The following is a 16798-nucleotide window of genomic DNA, read 5'->3' on the forward strand; positions in this document are numbered from 1 at the left end:
GACCACGACGTCGTGCGAGCTCGTCAGGCGCGCGAGGGCCGAGGGGTCCGCGGGCGCGGCTGACACCTCGGGCAGCTGAACGACGAGCGGTTCATGAACTGCTCGCGGCGGATCGGCGTCCCGCACCGAGCGCAGGGCTCGCCCTCCTGCCCGTAGGCGTGCAGCGACCGGTCGAAGTAGCCCGAGGCGCCGTTGACGTTGACGTAGAGCGCGTCGAAGCTCGTCCCGCCCTGCAGCAGGGCCGCCGCCATGACGTCGCGGGCGTGGTCGAGCACGCGGGAGATGGCCGGCTTCGTGAGGCTGCTCGCCGGGCGCTCACCGTGGACCTTGGCGCGCCACAGCGCCTCGTCGGCATAGATGTTGCCGATGCCCGAGACGACGCCCTGGTGCAGGATCATCCGCTTGATCGCGCTGTCGCTGGCCTTGATCCGGCGCACGACCGCAGCCTGGTCGTAGACCGGCTCGAACGGGTCGGGCGCGATGTGCCGGATCTGGTGCGGCACGCCGTCGTCCGCGAGGTCGTCGAGGGCGAACCCGCCGAAGGTGCGCTGGTCGACGAAGCGCAGCTCGGGGCCGCCGTCGGCGAAGGTGAACCGGGCGTGGAGGTGCTTCTCGTCGGGGGCGTCGGCCGCCTCGACGAGCAGCTGGCCGCTCATGCCGAGGTGTGCGATGAGGCCGAGGACCGGCTGTGCCTGATCGCTGAGCACGAGCCAGAGGTACTTGCCCCTGCGGCGCGCGGCGCTGACCTCGAGCCCGGTGATCCGGTCGGCGAGGTCCGCGGGGCCGGCGACGTGACGGCGCGCGACGCGGGCACCGGTGAAGGCGGCCGTGGCGATCGACCGGCCGACGACGTGGTCGGCCAGACCACGACGGACGACCTCGACCTCGGGCAGCTCGGGCACGGGTTGTCGTCGTCCCCGGTCAGCCGAGGTCGGGCAGGGGCGCGGTCGCGAGCCCGTCGCCGTGACGCTCGCGCAGGGCCTGCCACGCCTGGGCGGCGGCCTGCTGCTCGGCGTCCTTCTTGGTGCGGCCGACACCGCTGCCGAGCTCGACGCCGTCGACGAGCACCTGTGCGGTGAACGTCTTGGCGTGCTCGGGTCCCTCCTGCTGCACGGCGTACTCGACCGGGCCGGCCGAGTGCAGGGCCGAGATCTCCTGCAGGCTGGTCTTCCAGTCGAGCCCGGCGCCGAGGGTCGCCGAACGAGCCATGAGCGGGTCGAGCAGGTGGTGGACGAGCTCGCTGGCGGCGGGCAGGCCGGCGCTCGAGTAGGTCGCACCGATGACGGCCTCGACGGTGTCCGCGAGGATCGAGTCCTTGTCGCGACCGCCGGTGGACTCCTCGCCCCGGCCGAGCAGGATGTAGTCCCCCAGCCCGAGGGTGCGCCCCACGGCGGCGAGCGCGCGCATGTTGACGACGGCCGCCCGGAGCTTGGCGAGCTGGCCCTCGGTGAGGTCCGGGTGCGTCGTGTAGAGGGTGTCGGTGACGACGAGCCCCAGCACGGAGTCCCCGAGGAACTCGAGCCGCTCGTTGTGCGGGATGCCGCCGGCCTCGTAGGCGTACGACCGGTGCGTCAGGGCACGACCGAGCAGCGCCTCGTCGATGTCTCCACCGGTCACCTCGGTGAGGTGCTGGTGGAGCTCATCGACGGGGCGCAGCGGCTCGAGGGCCGCAGGGCGCTGCGTGCCCCTCCCCATGAGGAGTGGGCTCAGCCCTGGTGCTCGGTGCGCTCGGCCACGCCGTACTGGCGGCCGTTGTAGCTGCCACACGACGGGCACGCGATGTGCGGCTGCATCGGGGCCTTGCACTGGGGGCACGTGGTCAGCGTGACCGGCGTGGCCTTCCAGTTGGCACGGCGGTGGCGCGTGTTGGAGCGCGACGTCTTCCGCTTCGGAACAGCCACGTCAGGTCCTCTTCTCTGTCTGCGTCGCGGGCGACTCGGACCCGAGGTCCGTGAGAGCCGCCCACCTGGGGTCGATCACGTCATGTGCGTGGTCCGGGTCCTCCGCGAGGTGCATTCCGCATTCGGAACACAGCCCCGGGCAGTCCGGACGACACACGGGCTGGAACGGCAGTGCAGGCACCACGGCGTCCCGGAGCACCGGCTCGAGGTCGATGAGACCGTCCTCGATGAGGTACTCCTCGGCTGCGTCCTCGTCGCCCACCTCCTGGTGGTGGGCGTTGCGATCGGCGTAGGCGAACAGCTCCTGGAACCGGGCATCCACATCGTGGCTGATCGGATCCAGGCACCGCACGCAGGCGCCGGTCGCCGTTCCTTGGACCGAACCGGTGACCAGGACGCCCTCGACGACGGACTCGAGCCGCACGTCGAGGTCCAAGGGTTCCCCCTCGGCGACGCGCAGCACCTCCGTGCCGAACTCGGCTGGTGCCTCGACCTCACGAGAGAGCTCCGCCATCGAGCCGGGTCGCCGGCCGACCTCCTTGGTGTCGAGCACCAGAGGAGACCGAGGATCGAGACGGTTCATTTCCCTTGCCATGGTCGAGTGGTTCGGTCGGTCGTCACGGCTGACGCAGACCGAAGATCAAAGGTACCGGAGGGGGTGCCGCCTGCCCAAATGCGGTCGGTATGCCGGCCGGTCGCGTCCGCAGCCGTGGTCACCTTCGCGACCACCCCTGCGGACCCAAACCCGTGCAGGAGCGGGCGGGGTCAGGACCCTTGCGCGAGCTTCTCCGCGAGCGCCGCGTGGACCTCGTCGGGGACGAGCCCGGCCACGTCTCCCCCGAACCGCGCGACCTCCTTGACCAGCGAGCTCGACACGTGCTCGAACTCGGGCGCACCGGGCAGGAACACGGTCTCGACGCCCGTGAGGTGGCGGTTCATGAGCGCCATCGGGAGCTCGTAGGCGTAGTCCGTGCCACCGCGCAGGCCCTTGACGATGACGTCGGCGCCGACGTCGCGGCACACGTCGACGAGCAGGCGGCCCGCGAAGGCCTCGACCCGCACATGGCCGGCGGCCTCCTCGGGCAGGGCCCGCTCGATGAAGCCGATCCGCTCCTCGATGCTGAACGTCCCCGACTTGGCGGGGTTGTGCAGGACGGCGACGACGACCTCGTCGTAGAGGGCCGCAGCGCGCACGAGGACGTCGACGTGCCCGACGGTGATCGGGTCGTAGGACCCCGGGCAGACGGCGCGCCTGATGTTGTCGCTCACGCGCGTCACCCTACTGACCGAGGTCCCACGGGGCCCGGGCGCCGCGCCTCAGTCCTTGGCCTTCGCCTTGGAGGCCTCCTCGACCTCCTTGGCCTTCTCCTTGGCGTCCTCCTTGATGGCGTCGGCCTTCTCCCTCGCTGTGGGCGTGGCGATGACGCCCTCGGACTCGGCGCGGCGCAGCAGCGCCTTGACCTGGTCGAGGCTGGCGCACCCCTCCTCGAGGAGCTGGTTGCGCCGGGTCGCCCAGGCAACGCCCAGCTCGGCTCGCACGTCCTCGGAGACGTCCTCGCGCGCCGGGTTGAGGATGGTCTGCTCCTCCTCGTTGCTGTGGTGGTTGACCACCGTGGCGAGCTCCTCGAGCGCCTCGTCGTACTTGTCCGTGTCGGTCCCCTTGGCCTCGAGGAAGCCGACGATCGCCTCGGTGATCTCGGCGTGCTCCTCCTCGCCGTGCTCCTCCTCGTGGGCGCCGATGGCGCGCTTGCGGCGCAACGTCGGGTAGACCTTCTCCTCCTCGGCCTCCGCGTGGGCGACGAGCAGCTCGCAGAGGGCGCTGCGGGCGGCGTCCCGGTCGGCGTCGGTGCGACGGGCCAGGCGCAGGAAGTCCTCGAACAGGCGGTGGTCCGCGAGGATGAGGTCGAGGACGTCACCACTGGTCGGACGGGGGATCTCGTAGTCGCTCATCCCCGCATTCTGGCTGATCAGGGGCGCTGTCGGGTCACTGGGACCCGACAGTCCGGACGGCATACCAGATCACCGTCTCGCCGTACTTCTTGAGCCGCTCGGGCACGAGCCCTTCGGGCCACGCCGGCTCGGCCGAGCGCTTCGACCGCTCGACGACGACGAGGGCGTCCTCGACGAGCCAGCCCCGGTCGACCAGGGCGGCCAGGTCGCCGGCCAGCGACTCCTCGGACAGGTCGTAGGGCGGGTCGAGGAAGACGAGGTCGAGTGGTCGTGGCGCACCGGCGAGGGCGGAGGACACCGTCGTGGGCAGGACGCTCGCCCGCAGGCCGAGCCGGGCGGCGTTGTCGCGGACCACGGAGGCCGCGGCGCGGTCGGACTCGACGAGCGTCACCTCGGCCGCACCACGGCTGGCCGACTCGAGACCGAGCGCGCCGGAGCCGGCATACAGGTCCATGACCCGCGCGCCCGCAAGCGCGTCGCGCGCCTCGAGCGCCGAGAACAGCGCCTCGCGGACGCGGTCGCTCGTCGGCCGGGTCCCGCGTCCGGGCGGGGTCCGGAGCTCTCGGCCACCGGCCGTGCCGGCGATGATGCGGGTCACGGGCTCATCCTCGTTCCAGGTATGCCGCCTGCTCGGCGTCGACGCGCGCAGAGACGAGCGCGGCGAGCCGGGGGTGGGCGGAGAGGTCGGGGTCGTCGGTGACGACGCCGTGGGCGTCCTCGCGTGCCGCCTCGATGAGGTCCTCGTCCTCGAGGACGTGGAGGAACTGCAGCTGGCTGCGGACGCCGTGCTGCGACGAGCCGAGGATGTCGCCCTCACGCCGCTGGCGCAGGTCGATGCGCGAGAGCTCGAAGCCGTCGGTGGTCGCGGACACCGCGTCGAGCCGCTCGTGGGGCGTGTCGGGGGCGCCGGCGTGGACGAGCAGGCAGAGCCCGGGCAGGCCCCCTCGACCGACCCGTCCACGCAGCTGGTGCAGCTGGGAGACACCGAAGCGGTCGGCGTCCATGACGACCATGACGCTGGCGTTGGGGACGTCGACACCGACTTCGATCACCGTCGTCGAGACGAGGACGTCGATGTCGCCCGCCGCGAACTCGCGCATCACGGCGTCCTTGTCCTCGGCGGCGAGGCGGCCGTGGAGGATCTCGATGCGCAGCCCGGCGAGGGCGGGGTTGGCGACGAGGTCGGCGTGGACGCGGTGAACCGACGCGAGCGGGCGCGGCGGCGCCCCGGCCCCGTCGTCGCCCTCGTCGGGGCCACCGTCGTCGCCGTCGTCACCCCCGTCCACCCCGTTGCTCGGGTCGGCGTCGAAGATCTCGGTGTCGTCGTCGGGCTCGTCGTCGTCGCCGATGCGGGGGCACACGACATAGGCCTGGCGGCCCTGGGCCACCTCCTCGGCGACGCGCACCCACGTGCGCTGCAGCCACCCCGGCTTGCCCTCGGGGACGACGTGCGTGGTGATCGGCGCACGTCCCGCGGGGAGCTCGCTCAGCGTCGAGGTCTCCATGTCGCCGAACACCGTCATCGCGACGGTGCGCGGGATCGGGGTCGCCGTCATGACGAGCACGTGAGGGGGCTGGGCGGCCTTGCCGCGCAGGGCGTCGCGCTGCTCGACGCCGAAGCGGTGCTGCTCGTCGACGACCACGAGGGCGAGGTCCTGGAAGCTCACGTGCTCCTGGATGAGGGCGTGGGTCCCGATGACGATGCCGGCGTCTCCGCTGGCGATGTCGAGCATCGCCCTGCGACGGGAGGCCGTCGGCATGCTGCCCGTGAGCAGCGTGACCCTCGTGCCGATGTCGCTCCCGCCGAGCATGCCGCCCTCGGCCAGGTCGCCGAGCATCGCGGTGATGGAGCGGTGGTGCTGGGCCGCGAGGACCTCGGTCGGGGCGAGCAGCGCCGCCTGACCTCCGGCGTCGACCGCCGCGAGCATTGCCCGGAGTGCGACGACGGTCTTGCCGGAGCCGACCTCTCCCTGGAGGAGCCGGTGCATGGGCACGTCGCGCGCCATCTCGGCCGCGAGGGTCTCGCCGATCTCGCGCTGGCCGTCGGTGAGGGTGAACGGCAGGCGGGCGTCGAAAGCGTCGAGCAGTCCTCCCGGGCGCGGCACGCGGGCCTTGGTCGACTCCTGCGCCTGGCGGGCCCGCCGCTGGGCGAGCGCGACCTGGAGGACGAAGGCCTCCTCGTAGGACATCCGCCGGCGGGCCGCGTCGACCTCGCTCGTCGAGGCCGGCGTGTGGATCCCCCGCAGGGCGGCGGTGCGGTCCATGAGGTCGCGCCGGTCGAGGATCGGCTCCGGGATCGCCTCGGGGGTCTCGTCGAGGAGGTCGAGGACCATCCGCACGCACTCGGTGACCGTCCACGTGTGGAGGTTGCCGACGGCGCGGTAGATCGGGATGAGGTCGCGGCGCTCGCCGCGGTCGAAGTCGCTGAGCAGCGAGTAGCCCGGGTGGGCGAGCTGGAGCCGGTTGTTGAACGACGACACCTTGCCGGCGAACAGGGCGCGCGTGCCGGGCAGGAGCTTGCCCTCGTGGCCGTGCGCCGAGAAGAAGGTGATCTCGAGGTCCTTGCTGCCGTCGGTGATGACGGCCTGGAGCATCCGGCCACGCCGGGCCTTCATCGTGCGCGTGGTCGCGGACTTCACCTCGGCGACGGCGACGATGTAGGAGCCGATCCTCGCCGCGGCGAGGTTGCTCTCGGGTGACTGGTAGCGCCGCGGCCAGTAGCCCAGGAGGTCGCCGACGGTGGTGATGCCCCGGGCCGTCCTGAACTTCGTGGCCTCGCGCTTGCCGAGGACCTTGGAGAGCGGGGTGGACTCCGAGTACACCGGGCTACTCCACCCCCAGGAGCAGGGGGTAGACCTGCTGGCCGCCGTCGAGACGCACGACCTCGACCTCGGCGTGGTCCTTGGCAAGGTGGTCGGCGACCGCGTCGACGAGGGCCTCGTCGGCGTCGACGCCCGAGACGAGGGTCACGAGCTCGCCGCCACCGGAGAGGAGTCGGTCGAGCACCTCGTTGGCCGTGGCGGCCAGGTCGTCGCCGATGAGGGCGACGTCGCCGCTGACGATGCCGAGGACGTCGCCGACCGAGACCGGTCCGGCCCAGGTGAGCACCTCCCGCGAGGCGATCGAGACGGCGCCGTGGCGGGTCGAGACGGCGGCACCGGTCATGGCGATGGCGTTCTCGCGCAGCCCGCGGTCGAAGTCGACGACGGCGAGGGCGGCCAGGCCCTGCACCGCCGTGCGTGCGGGGACGATCGCCGTGACGAGCCCGTCTTCGTCGGCTGCCCGGCACGCGACCTCGGCCGCCATGAGGGTGTCCTTGTCGTTGGGCAGGACGACGACCGACGCCGCGCCCGTGGCGCGGATGGCCTCGAGCAGCTGTCCTGCGGAGGCCCGCGCACCCGGGGCGCTCGTCACGACGAACGCGCCGGCGTCCTCGAGGATCGCCGCCATGCCCGGGCCGGCGGCACAGGCGACGACAGCGAACCTCTGCGGCTCGCGGGCCGCCACCTGGGTGGCGAAGTGCGTGACCTTGATCCGGTGCGGGCGCCCGGCGGCGAGGCCCGCCTCGATGGCGGCACCGACGTCGTCGACGTGGACGTGGACGTTCCAGAGCTCGGGACCGCCGACGACGAGCAGCGAGTCACCGAGCCCGTCGAGTGCGGTGGTGAGCTGACCGACCCGCTCGGCGTCGCTGTCCTCGAGGAGGTACATGACCTCGAACGCCGGGCCGTCGATGCCGACGGGCAGGGTGTCCATCGGGTCGTCACCCTCGGGGCGCTGCCGGGTGGTCGTGGAGGACTCGCTGCCGGGGGTCGGGTCGGAGTGCCACGACGAGCGGGGCAGCAGCAGGTCCTCGGTCGCCTGCTGGAGCGAGCCGGACTCGTCGGTCCACGAGCCGGTGAGGGCGCGGTGCAGCGCCTCGACCATGAGCAGGCACCCGGCGCCCCCGGCGTCGACGACCCCGGCCTGTGCGAGGGTCGGGAGCTGCTCGGGCGTGCGCGCCAGCGCCTCCTCGGCCGCCGCCACACCGGCCGCGGCCACCTCGACCGCATCGCCACCACCGTCGGCGGCCTCGCGGGCGGCCGCGGCCAGGGCGTCGGCCACGCTGAGGATCGTCCCCTCCTGCGGGTGGGCCACGCTGGCCCGGGCGAGCTCGGCGCCACGGGTCACGGCGCGTGCCAACGCCGGACCGTCGACCTCGTCGAGCTCCTCCTCGACGATGACGGCGCTGATGCCCGCGACGACCTGGCTGACGATGACGCCGGAGTTGCCCCGGGCCGACATGAGCAGGGCGCGCGAGAGCGTCCGCGCCTCGTCCACGAGCGAGGCCGAGCCGAGGATCCCCCGGTTCGCGTGCTCGCGACGCACCTCGCCCATCGCGGCGTCCATGGTGAGGTAGAGATTGGTGCCGGTGTCGCCGTCCGGGACGGGGAAGACGTTGAGGTCGTCGATCTCGGTGCGCCTCGCCGCGAACGCGGCGCGGGTCAGCGCACCCCAGAGACGGGCGGCGTCGGCATCGAGAACGGCTGGCACGGTGGCAGGCTATCGGGCGGCTCCGGCCCGTTTTGGAGCCACACCCGAACTCGGCTACTCTTGAGCGGTTCCGCGTGAGCCCCATCCGGGGCGGGCACCGGAATCCACTGACCTGAGACGGCTGGCCATCCAGTCGGTCTCGTTTGACACCTGACTTCAAGGAGATCCACCGTGGCTGCCAACTGCGATGTCTGCGGCAAGGGACCCGGCTTCGGCCACAGCATCTCGCACTCGCACCGCCGCACCAAGCGTCGCTGGAACCCGAACATCCAGCGCGTGAAGGCTCTCGTCGGCGACAAGGGTGTGACGCCGAAGCGTCTCAACGTCTGCACGTCCTGCCTCAAGGCGGGCAAGGTCAAGCGCTGACCCCCTAGCCGTACCCGAGAGGGCGCCGTCCGGTCTCCGGACGGCGCCCTCTCGCATCCCCGACTTCTTGCCCTGCTGGGACGGCGAGCGCCAGCGAGCGGTCCCAGCAGGGCAAGAAGTCGGACACAAACCTGCGTATGCCGGTCAGCCGGCGAAGTGGTCCCAGCCGGTGACGCTCGGCACCGCTCCCCCGACCGTGAGCCGCGGTCCGGCGGGGCCGGCCTCGACGACCTCGCCGATGACGGTCCAGGGGGCGGCCAGGTCATCGGGCACCGATCCCGGGGGGAACGTCGCGAGCAGCGAGTGCTCCTCTCCCCCGGACAGGACCTGCCTCCAGCCCTCGTCGGGAGTCAGTGCCTCCTCGAACGCGTAGAGATATCCCCGTAGTGCCATTTCGTCCAGGGCGAGCTCGACGCCGCTCGCTGTCGCGATGCGCCCGCCGTCCCGGACAAGGCCGTCGGAGAGGTCGATCATCGACGTCGCGCCGGCGTCTGCGGCCACCGGGCCGGACTCCCACGGCGGGCGTGGCGACCGGTGGTACCACTGGAGCACCGACATGTTCTTGTCCCGGTCGCTGTGCTGGTCCGGTGGGAGAGACAGGGTCGTCGGGCGGGCACCCGCCTCGTAGAGCGCAAGCCCGGCGCCGGACCAGCCGAGCGAGCCGGCAACCGCCACGATGTCGCCCGGCCGCGCACCCGACCGGAGCACCGGCGCGCGCCCCTGAAGGTCGCCGAACGCCGTAACGGACACGATGACGACGCCCGGCGGGGCTGAGGAGAGGTCACCGCCGACGACGGGGCACCCGGCGTCCTCGGCCGCGTCCGCGATGCCCCGCGTGAGGTCGAGCACCCAGTCGAGGTCGGTATCGGGGTCTGCGGCGAGGGCGACGAGCAGGCCCGTCGGGACGGCGCCCATCGCCGCGACGTCGCTGACGTTCTGGGCGACGACCTTGGTCCCGACGTCGTGCCCGCTCGACCAGTCGTCGCGCCAGTCACGGCCGCGCACCATCGAGTCGGTGGTGACGACGACGGACCCGCTCGTGGCGAGCACGGCGGCGTCGTCACCGGGTGGCACGACGACGCCGGAGCCGGCGTGCGGGCTCTCCCCGAACATCGGGATGATCCGCGCGAGCAGATCGGACTCGCTCACCGATCCGATCGTGATGTGCGCGACCACACTGCCACCTCCTGAGCCACCCGCGACGTGTGAACTCTCGGCACGGTACCGTGCAGACACCGCCGCCCCGGCGACGGTCGACGAAGACCCGACGGAGCGGCTCGCATGCGCTCCACGACAGTGAGGTGACACCCAGTGGTCCAGGCCTACATCCTGATTCAGACCGAGGTCGGTCGCGCGGCCGCCGTGGCCCAGGCGATCGCGGCGATCCCGGGAGTGGCGCTCGCCGAGGACGTCACCGGTCCCTACGACTGCATCGCGCGCGTCGAGGCCGAGACGGTCGACGAGCTCGGCAAGCTCGTCATCGCCAAGATCCAGGAGGTCGAGGGCATCACCCGCACCCTGACCTGCACGGTGGTGCACGTCTGACCGTGCCTCCACGGAAGCGTTCGACGACGGCGGTGGCGCTCGGCGCCACCGCCGTCGTCCTTGTGTCCGGCTGCTCGTCCGCCGTCGAGATCGCGCCCACTCCCCTGGCCGGCGGTGAGGTATGCCGTGCGGTCGCCTCCGCGTGGCCCGCCGACGTCGGCGACCACGCACGACGTGAGGTGTCCGACCCGAGCGCCGGTGCGGCATACGGTGATCCGGCGATCATCGCGAGGTGCGGTGCCCCGGCTCTCGGACCGACGACCGACGACTGCATCGAGGTCGACGGGCTCGGCTGGGTCGCCCAGCCGCTGAGCGACGGCACCCGGTTCACGACGTTCGGGCGCGACCCGGCCATCGAGGTCCTCATTCCTAGGGACTACGCGCCGGAGCCGCTGCTGCTCCCGGCGTTCAGCAGGGCCGCACGGGCCCTGCCCACGAACTCCCTCGCCTGCCGCTGAGGTCCTTGGTCAGCGCAGGCCGACGCGGCGCTCCATCGCGAGCGAGATGAGCTCGTCGATGAGCTGCGGGTAGGTCAGACCCGCCGCAGCCCACATGCGCGGGTACATCGAGCTCGGCGTGAAGCCGGGCATCGTGTTGATCTCGTTGATGAGGAGCTCGCCACCCTCGGTGAGGAAGAAGTCGCACCGGGCCAGTCCCTCGCAGCCCGCCGCCTCGAAGGCGGTGAGCGCCATCGCGGCCACCTGCTCGGCGACGTCGGGGGCGACGTCGGCCGGGGACTCGAGCCGGATGTCGTCGTCGGCGAGGTACTTCGCCTCGAAGTCGTAGAAGGCGTGCCCCTTGACGACGATGCACTCGCCGAGCGGGCTCGTCCGCGGGGCGTCGGTGCCGTGGCCGTCGAGGACGCCGCACTCGATCTCGCGTCCGACGACGCCCTGCTCGACGACGACCTTGGGGTCGTGCTCACGCGCCGCCTCGACGGCTGCGCGCAGGTCCTCGGCGGAGTCGACCTTGGTGATGCCCATGCTCGAGCCGGCCCGGGCGGGCTTGACGAAGACGGGGTAGTCCAGCGCCCCGACCGCGTCGAGGGCGGCCTCGGGGTCGCGGCGCCACTGGCGGTCGGTGATGACGACGTAGGGGCCGACGGGCAGCCCGGCCGCCTGGAAGACGACCTTCATCATGTGCTTGTCCATCATCACGGCCGACGCCGTGACCCCGGAGCCGACGTAGCGCACGTCGGCGAGGTCGAGCAGGCCCTGGATGGTGCCGTCCTCGCCGAACGGGCCGTGGAGCAGCGGGAAGACGACGTCGACGTCGCTCAGCTCGCGCGGCGCCGCACCGGGCTCCTGCACGATGAGGTGGCTCGCCGACATGCTCGTGGGGACGAGGACGGCGGGACCGGAGGCGTCGACCTCGGGCACGTGGCCCGGGGCGAGCCGGAGCGGCTCGGGGTCGTTGGGTGCGAGCACCCAGCTGCCGTCCTTGGCGATGCCGATCGGGATGACCTCGTAGCGCTCCGGGTCCAGCGCCGACATCACGCTGGCCGCCGTGGCGCACGACACCGCGTGCTCGGAGGACCGTCCACCGAAGACGAGGGCGACCCTCAGGCGGCGGGGCTCGAGGGCAGGGTCCGGGGTGCTCAGCTCGGTGTCCATCGCCAGAGACCCTATCCCGGGGAGGGAGGCACCCGGCATACGCTCGCCCGCGTGGAACACGACGACCTCAGCCCCGCCACCCGCCTCGTCGCCCTCGGCCGGGTGCCGCGCGAGCCGGGCGCGCAGGTGGGGGCGCCGCTCACCCTGACCTCGACCTACCACGCGGACGGTCCGGCGAGCTATGCCCGCGTCGCGAACCCGACGTGGTCGGCGTTCGAGGAGGCCCTCGGGTCGCTCGAGGGTGGCGACGCGCTCGTGTTCGCCTCGGGCATGGCGGCTGTCGCCGCGGCCCTCTCGCTCGTCCCCCACGGCGGCCGGGTGGTCGTGCCGTCCGCGGCCTACAACGGCACCCTCGTCACGCTCGCCGACCGCTCCGAGGCCGGTGAGGTCGTCGTGAGCCAGGTCGAGGTCACCGACACCGACGCCGTCGTCGCGCTCCTCGACGGTGCGGCGATGCTCTGGCTCGAGTCACCGACCAACCCACTGCTCGACGTCGCCGAGGTCGAGGTGCTCGCCGCCGCGGCCCGCGAGCGCGGCGTCCTCGTCGCCGTCGACAACACCTTTGCCACTCCCCTGCTCCAGCAGCCGCTCACCCTGGGCGCCGACCTCGTCGTCCACTCGGTGACGAAGTACCTCTCCGGCCACAGCGACCTCCTCCTCGGCGCGGTCGTCACCGGCACCGACGACGCCGGCCGTGCCCTGCACGAGCGCGTGCGTCGCCACCGCCAGCTCCACGGCGCGATCGCGGGACCGATGGAGACGTGGCTCGCCCTGCGCGGGCTGCGCACCCTCTCGGTCCGGCTCGAGCGCGCGTCGGCCAACGCAGCCACCCTGGCCGAGCGCCTCACCGGCCACTCGGGGGTGACGCGGGTGCGCTACCCCGGGTTCGGCGCCATGGTGGCGATCGAGGTCGGCGGTGACGCCGAGACGGCCGAGCGCGTGTCGGCGGCCACGCGGGTCTGGGTGCACTCGACGAGCCTCGGCGGCGTCGAGAGCCAGGTCGAGCGGCGCCGTCGCCAGCCCGGCGAGCCCGAGGCCGTGCCCGACGACCTGCTCCGCCTCTCGGTCGGCATCGAGGACGTCGACGACCTGTGGCGCGACCTGTCCGCAGCGATCGACGCGGCGACCGGCGCCTGAGCCGCCGCCGACCCGGGTCAGCCGGTCTCGGCCTTGCGCGGCCGTGACAGCAGGGCGCCGACGACGTCCTGGGCCGACTTGCCCTCGGTGATCATCGCGTTGACCTGCTCGATGATCGGCACGTCGACGCCGTGGTGGCGAGCGAGGTCGAGGATCGAGGTGCACGACTTCACGCCCTCGGCGGTCTGCTTCGTCACGGCGACGACCTCGTCGACCGTCATCCCTTGACCGAGCCGCACGCCGAAGCTGTGGTTGCGCGACAGCGGGGACATGCAGGTGGCGATGAGGTCACCGACACCGGCGAGGCCCGCGAACGTCACGGGTGAGCCCCCGAGTGCCATGCCCAGGCGGGTGGTCTCGGCCAGACCGCGGGTGATGATCGAGGCCTTGGAGTTATCACCCATGCCCAGGCCCTCGGCCATGCCGACGGCCAGCGCGATGACGTTCTTGGTCGCCCCCGCGATCTCGGTCCCGACGACGTCGGTGCTCGTGTAGGGCCGGAAGTATGCCGCGGCGCACGCGTCCGCGACGTGCTGCGCCGCTGCCTCGTCCGCGGCCGCGACGGTGCTGGCGGCCGGCTGCTTGACGGCGATCTCGCGGGCCAGGTTGGGTCCGGACACGACGACGATGCGGGCGGGGTCGACCCCACCGGCGTCGGCGATGACCTCACTCATCCGCTTGGTGGTGCCGAGCTCGACACCCTTCATGAGCGAGACCACCGCAGCGTCCGTCGGGATGACCGAGCCCCAGGAACCCAGGTTGTCGCGCAGCGTCTGCGACGGCACGGCGAGCACGACGATGTCGGCGCCGGCCGCGGCCTCCTCGGGGTCCGAGGTCGCCGAGATCCGCTGCGGGAGCGGGAGCTCGGGGAGGTACTCGTCGTTGCACCCGGCGTTGATCGCGTCGACGACCTCGGGGCGTCGGCCCCACATCCTCACGTCGGTGCCCGCGTCGGCCATGACGGCGGCGAAGGCGGTCCCCCAGCTGCCGGTACCGAAAACGGCTGCAGTGCTCACGCGCGGTCCTCCACATCGTCGGGGTGGTCGTCGGGCCGGCCGCCGGGCACGTCGTCGGGCTGCCCGTCCGGCTGGTCGTCGGCCCATTGTGCGGGGTGGGCCGCGCCCAGCGTGTCGGAACGCTCGCTCGGGGTGACCGCGCGCGGACGCCCGGTCACGGTGATGCCGTGCTCGCGCGGGTCGAACCGCCCTTGCGGCGCCGGCTCACCGCGCAGTGTCTCGAGCTGGCGGGTCAGGGCCACCATGATCCGTTCGGTCGCCTCGGCGAGGACGTCCGCGGTGACGGGCCGGCCCTGGAGGTCGGCGAGGTCGACCGGTGGCCCGGCGCTGACCTGCATCGTGTGCCGCGGGAGCACGCTCGGGCGGTGCGAGTAGGGCCCGAGGATCTCCTGGGCACCCCACTGGGCGACGGGGACGACGGGGCACCCGGTCTCGAGCGCGATCCGGGCGGCCCCGGTCTTGCCCCGCATCGGCCAGAGGTTGGGCTCGCGGGTCACGGTGCCCTCGGGATAGATCGCGACGCACTTGCCGTCCCGCACGGCCTGCACCGCCGCCCGGTAGGCGTCCGAGGCCTGACCGGTCTCGCGGTAGACCGGGATCTGGTCGGCTCCGCGCAGGATGGCCCCGATGAGCGGGATGCGGAACACCTCGACCTTGCCGAGGAAGTGCGGCACGATCCCCTCGTCGTTGAGGAAGTGCGCGAAGACGAACGGGTCGACGTGCGAGATGTGGTTCGAGACGGCGACGAACCCACGGTCCCGCGGCAGGTGCTCGGCTCCCGTCCAGCTGCGCCTCGTGAGCGACATGAGGAGGGGCCGAAGGACGGTGACGGCGAACCGGTATGCCGGCGGGGAGTGTCGTGGCCCGGTCCTCATGCAGCCCTTTCGTCGCGTGACGGAGATGAGCCGCGACTCGGGGGCCGCGGTCTGCGGACATCTTGGTCGTCGCGAGGGGTGATGTCGAGCAGGCGGGCCCGGCGGGAGAGGATCGAGCCATGGAGCCAGCCCCCGACCCCGGATGGCACGTCGTCATCCCCGTCAAGGGCGGTCCGACGGCGAAGTCGAGGCTGCGCCACTCGCTCGACGACGGTGCCGTCGTCGCCGCCGTCGCGCACGACACGCTCGACGTCGCCGGGCAGGTCGTCGGCCCGGCCCGGGTGGTCGTCGTGACCTCGGAGCCGTCGGAGACGGCATACGCCCGCTCGTCCGGACACCTCGTGGTGGCCGACCCCGGGACGGGGCTGGACGACGCCTGCGCGGCCGGTGTCGCAGCGGCCCACGCCGCGGGGGCGGTCCGGGTGGCCGTGCTGCTGGGCGACCACCCCGCCCTGCGCCCCGCCGAGCTGGAGTCCACCCTGCGGGCCGGTGAGCTCCACCCGACCTTCTTCGTCGCGGATGCCGACGGCACCGGGACCGCCCTCGTCGGTGCGACCGGGGGCCACTCGCCGACCCTCGCGTTCGGACCGGGCAGCGCTGCCCGGCACCGCGACCTCGGCCACGCGCCCCTCGAGGTCGACGCCCCCGGCCTGCGTCACGACGTCGACGACGAGGAGTCGCTGCGCTGGGCGCTGGCGCACCTCACCCTGGGCCCGAGGACACGGGCCGCCCTCGAGCGATAGCGTCGGGGCGTGCAAGCGAGCATCCACACCTTCTCCGACGACGGGTCGGGCTCGGCCCTGCTCGACGACGGCCGGCTCGTGTCCTGGCCGAGCAGCGTCTTCGCCGGCAGCGCCCTGCGCCACGTGCGGCCGGGCCAGCGGGTCAGCGTCGAGGTCGAGGGCACCGACGTCACCCGGCTCTGGATCGTCGGCATCGGCGAGGGCGAGGTCATCCGCTGACCGACCCCGTGGGCGCCGTTCGACGACGCCGGCGGTGGCAGACGGAGGGGGCCGACGCCGCATCGCGGTGTCGGCCCTCTCGTCGTGCCCGGCTCAGCGCTTCTTGGCCGTGGCCTTCTTCGCGGGGGCCTTCTTGGCGGGAGCCTTCTTCGCGACGGCCTTGGTCGCCGTCGTGGCCTTCTTTGCGGGGGCCTTCTTGGCGACCGCCTTCGTCGCCGTGGTCGCCTTCTTGGCGGTGGACTTCGCGGCGGACGCGGTCTTGGTCGCCGTCTTCTTCGCGGTGGCCTTGGTCGCCGTGGCCTTGGTCGCCGTCTTCTTTGCGGCGGTCTTGGTCGCGGTGGCCTTCGTCGCCGCCTTGGTCGCCGTCTTCTTGGCGGGGGCGGCCTTGGTCGCGGTCTTCTTCGCGGCGGTCTTGGTCGCGGTGGCCTTCGTCGCCGTCGCCTTGGTCGCCGTCTTCTTGGCGGGAGCTGCCTTCTTCGCAGCAGCGGTCGCCGTGGCGGAGCCGGCGCTGGCACGCTGTGCGGCCGGGGAGGCCTTGGGCAGCAGCGACGGCTTCTTGACGTAGGACTTGAAGGCGGCGCCGGCACGGAAGCGAGGAGCCTTGGCCTTCGGGATGCGCACGCTGGCGCCCGAGTGCGGGTTGCGGCCGGTGCGCGCGGCGCGCTCGACCCGGTCGAAGGTGCCGAAGCCGGTGATGCCGACCTTGCCACCCTTGGTGACCTCGCGGACGATCGTGTCGAGGACCGCATCGAGGGCCTCGGTCGCTGCCTTGCGGCTGCCGAGACGCTTCTCGAGCTCCCGGACGAGTTCTCCCTTGTTCACTGGCTCTCCATCGTGTGTGCCGTCGGCCGACCCGACGATGTGCGTGCGACCAGGCGATCACCTGACCTGTCAACGACG

The 16798-nt window shown here is 72.5% G+C and carries 20 protein-coding genes; 6 read left to right on the plus strand and 14 right to left on the minus strand.

Translation table 11 applies throughout. The features are described from left to right. Window positions 1–23: 23 nt before the first annotated feature. The 9 genes from mutM to KLO01_RS00850 all read right to left on the minus strand — a co-directional run bounded on the left by mutM (window position 24) and on the right by KLO01_RS00850 (window position 8384). Complete coding sequence (gene mutM, locus KLO01_RS00810) at window positions 24–902, minus strand: bifunctional DNA-formamidopyrimidine glycosylase/DNA-(apurinic or apyrimidinic site) lyase (RefSeq protein WP_147061655.1); 879 nt, start codon at window positions 900–902, stop codon at window positions 24–26. Between the two features lie 19 nt (window positions 903–921). After that, on the minus strand, window positions 922–1695 hold the full coding sequence (gene rnc / locus KLO01_RS00815) for a ribonuclease III (RefSeq protein ID WP_147061656.1): 774 nt from the start codon (window positions 1693–1695) through the stop codon (window positions 922–924). Window positions 1696–1706: 11 nt separating this feature from the next. Next, entirely contained in the window at window positions 1707–1901 is a 195-nt protein-coding gene (gene rpmF / locus KLO01_RS00820) for a 50S ribosomal protein L32 (protein ID WP_147061657.1), read from the minus strand. 1 nt (window position 1902) lies between these two features. Further along, window positions 1903–2484, minus strand: coding sequence for a YceD family protein (locus KLO01_RS00825; RefSeq protein WP_186827867.1), 582 nt, complete (start codon window positions 2482–2484; stop codon window positions 1903–1905). A gap of 182 nt (window positions 2485–2666) precedes the next feature. Continuing rightward, on the minus strand, window positions 2667–3170 hold the full coding sequence (gene coaD / locus KLO01_RS00830) for a pantetheine-phosphate adenylyltransferase (RefSeq protein ID WP_147061659.1): 504 nt from the start codon (window positions 3168–3170) through the stop codon (window positions 2667–2669). Between the two features lie 48 nt (window positions 3171–3218). Beyond that, the gene (locus tag KLO01_RS00835; RefSeq protein ID WP_147061660.1) at window positions 3219–3851 is read right to left on the minus strand and encodes a hemerythrin domain-containing protein; all 633 of its coding nucleotides are present in this window, start codon (window positions 3849–3851) and stop codon (window positions 3219–3221) included. A gap of 34 nt (window positions 3852–3885) precedes the next feature. After that, complete coding sequence (gene rsmD, locus KLO01_RS00840) at window positions 3886–4449, minus strand: 16S rRNA (guanine(966)-N(2))-methyltransferase RsmD (RefSeq protein WP_147061661.1); 564 nt, start codon at window positions 4447–4449, stop codon at window positions 3886–3888. 4 nt (window positions 4450–4453) lie between these two features. Next, window positions 4454–6673, minus strand: coding sequence for an ATP-dependent DNA helicase RecG (locus tag KLO01_RS00845; protein ID WP_147061662.1), 2220 nt, complete (start codon window positions 6671–6673; stop codon window positions 4454–4456). Between the two features lie 4 nt (window positions 6674–6677). Then, window positions 6678–8384: a DAK2 domain-containing protein gene (locus KLO01_RS00850; protein ID WP_147061663.1), complete on the minus strand. Its 1707-nt coding sequence runs from the start codon at window positions 8382–8384 to the stop codon at window positions 6678–6680. Window positions 8385–8555: 171 nt separating this feature from the next. Here KLO01_RS00850 and rpmB point away from each other — a divergent pair, with 171 nt between their 5' ends. Then, the gene (gene rpmB, locus KLO01_RS00855) at window positions 8556–8750 is read left to right on the plus strand and encodes a 50S ribosomal protein L28 (protein WP_009778186.1); all 195 of its coding nucleotides are present in this window, start codon (window positions 8556–8558) and stop codon (window positions 8748–8750) included. A gap of 144 nt (window positions 8751–8894) precedes the next feature. On the opposite strand, the gene thiL is transcribed toward rpmB, so the two are convergent. Next, entirely contained in the window at window positions 8895–9899 is a 1005-nt protein-coding gene (gene thiL, locus KLO01_RS00860) for a thiamine-phosphate kinase (protein WP_246135982.1), read from the minus strand. Window positions 9900–10061: 162 nt separating this feature from the next. Here thiL and KLO01_RS00865 point away from each other — a divergent pair, with 162 nt between their 5' ends. Next, the gene (locus tag KLO01_RS00865) at window positions 10062–10295 is read left to right on the plus strand and encodes an Lrp/AsnC ligand binding domain-containing protein (protein ID WP_147061664.1); all 234 of its coding nucleotides are present in this window, start codon (window positions 10062–10064) and stop codon (window positions 10293–10295) included. Between the two features lie 2 nt (window positions 10296–10297). Continuing rightward, the gene (locus KLO01_RS00870) at window positions 10298–10753 is read left to right on the plus strand and encodes a DUF3515 family protein (protein WP_246135983.1); all 456 of its coding nucleotides are present in this window, start codon (window positions 10298–10300) and stop codon (window positions 10751–10753) included. Window positions 10754–10762: 9 nt separating this feature from the next. Here KLO01_RS00870 and KLO01_RS00875 read toward each other — a convergent pair whose 3' ends face one another. Then, window positions 10763–11908, minus strand: a complete 1146-nt coding sequence (locus tag KLO01_RS00875; RefSeq protein ID WP_147061665.1) for a D-alanine--D-alanine ligase family protein — start codon at window positions 11906–11908, stop codon at window positions 10763–10765. A gap of 51 nt (window positions 11909–11959) precedes the next feature. On the opposite strand from KLO01_RS00875, the gene KLO01_RS00880 reads away from it, so the two are divergent. Further along, window positions 11960–13045 (plus strand): trans-sulfuration enzyme family protein, encoded by a 1086-nt coding sequence (locus KLO01_RS00880; RefSeq protein WP_147061666.1) that lies wholly within the window; start codon window positions 11960–11962, stop codon window positions 13043–13045. A gap of 17 nt (window positions 13046–13062) precedes the next feature. Here KLO01_RS00880 and KLO01_RS00885 read toward each other — a convergent pair whose 3' ends face one another. Further along, window positions 13063–14061 carry an NAD(P)H-dependent glycerol-3-phosphate dehydrogenase gene (locus KLO01_RS00885; protein WP_147061667.1) on the minus strand — a complete coding sequence of 333 codons (999 nt, stop codon included), beginning with the start codon at window positions 14059–14061 and terminating at the stop codon, window positions 13063–13065. Beyond that, a complete protein-coding gene (locus KLO01_RS00890) occupies window positions 14058–14936 on the minus strand; it encodes a lysophospholipid acyltransferase family protein (protein WP_307725650.1) in 879 nt (292 codons plus the stop codon). Before KLO01_RS00890 ends, KLO01_RS00885 begins: the two co-directional genes overlap by 4 nt. A 119-nt stretch (window positions 14937–15055) precedes the next feature. Between KLO01_RS00890 and cofC the strand changes: the two genes are divergently transcribed. Both cofC and KLO01_RS00900 read left to right on the plus strand, forming a co-directional pair. Then, entirely contained in the window at window positions 15056–15679 is a 624-nt protein-coding gene (gene cofC / locus KLO01_RS00895) for a 2-phospho-L-lactate guanylyltransferase (RefSeq protein ID WP_147061668.1), read from the plus strand. Between the two features lie 9 nt (window positions 15680–15688). Continuing rightward, window positions 15689–15898 (plus strand): hypothetical protein, encoded by a 210-nt coding sequence (locus KLO01_RS00900; RefSeq protein ID WP_147061669.1) that lies wholly within the window; start codon window positions 15689–15691, stop codon window positions 15896–15898. A gap of 93 nt (window positions 15899–15991) precedes the next feature. Here KLO01_RS00900 and KLO01_RS00905 read toward each other — a convergent pair whose 3' ends face one another. Then, window positions 15992–16720: an HU family DNA-binding protein gene (locus KLO01_RS00905; protein WP_147061670.1), complete on the minus strand. Its 729-nt coding sequence runs from the start codon at window positions 16718–16720 to the stop codon at window positions 15992–15994. Window positions 16721–16798: the final 78 nt, after the last annotated feature.

It is taken from the genome of Knoellia locipacati, assembly GCF_007992835.1.
Taxonomy (GTDB): domain Bacteria; phylum Actinomycetota; class Actinomycetes; order Actinomycetales; family Dermatophilaceae; genus Knoellia; species Knoellia locipacati.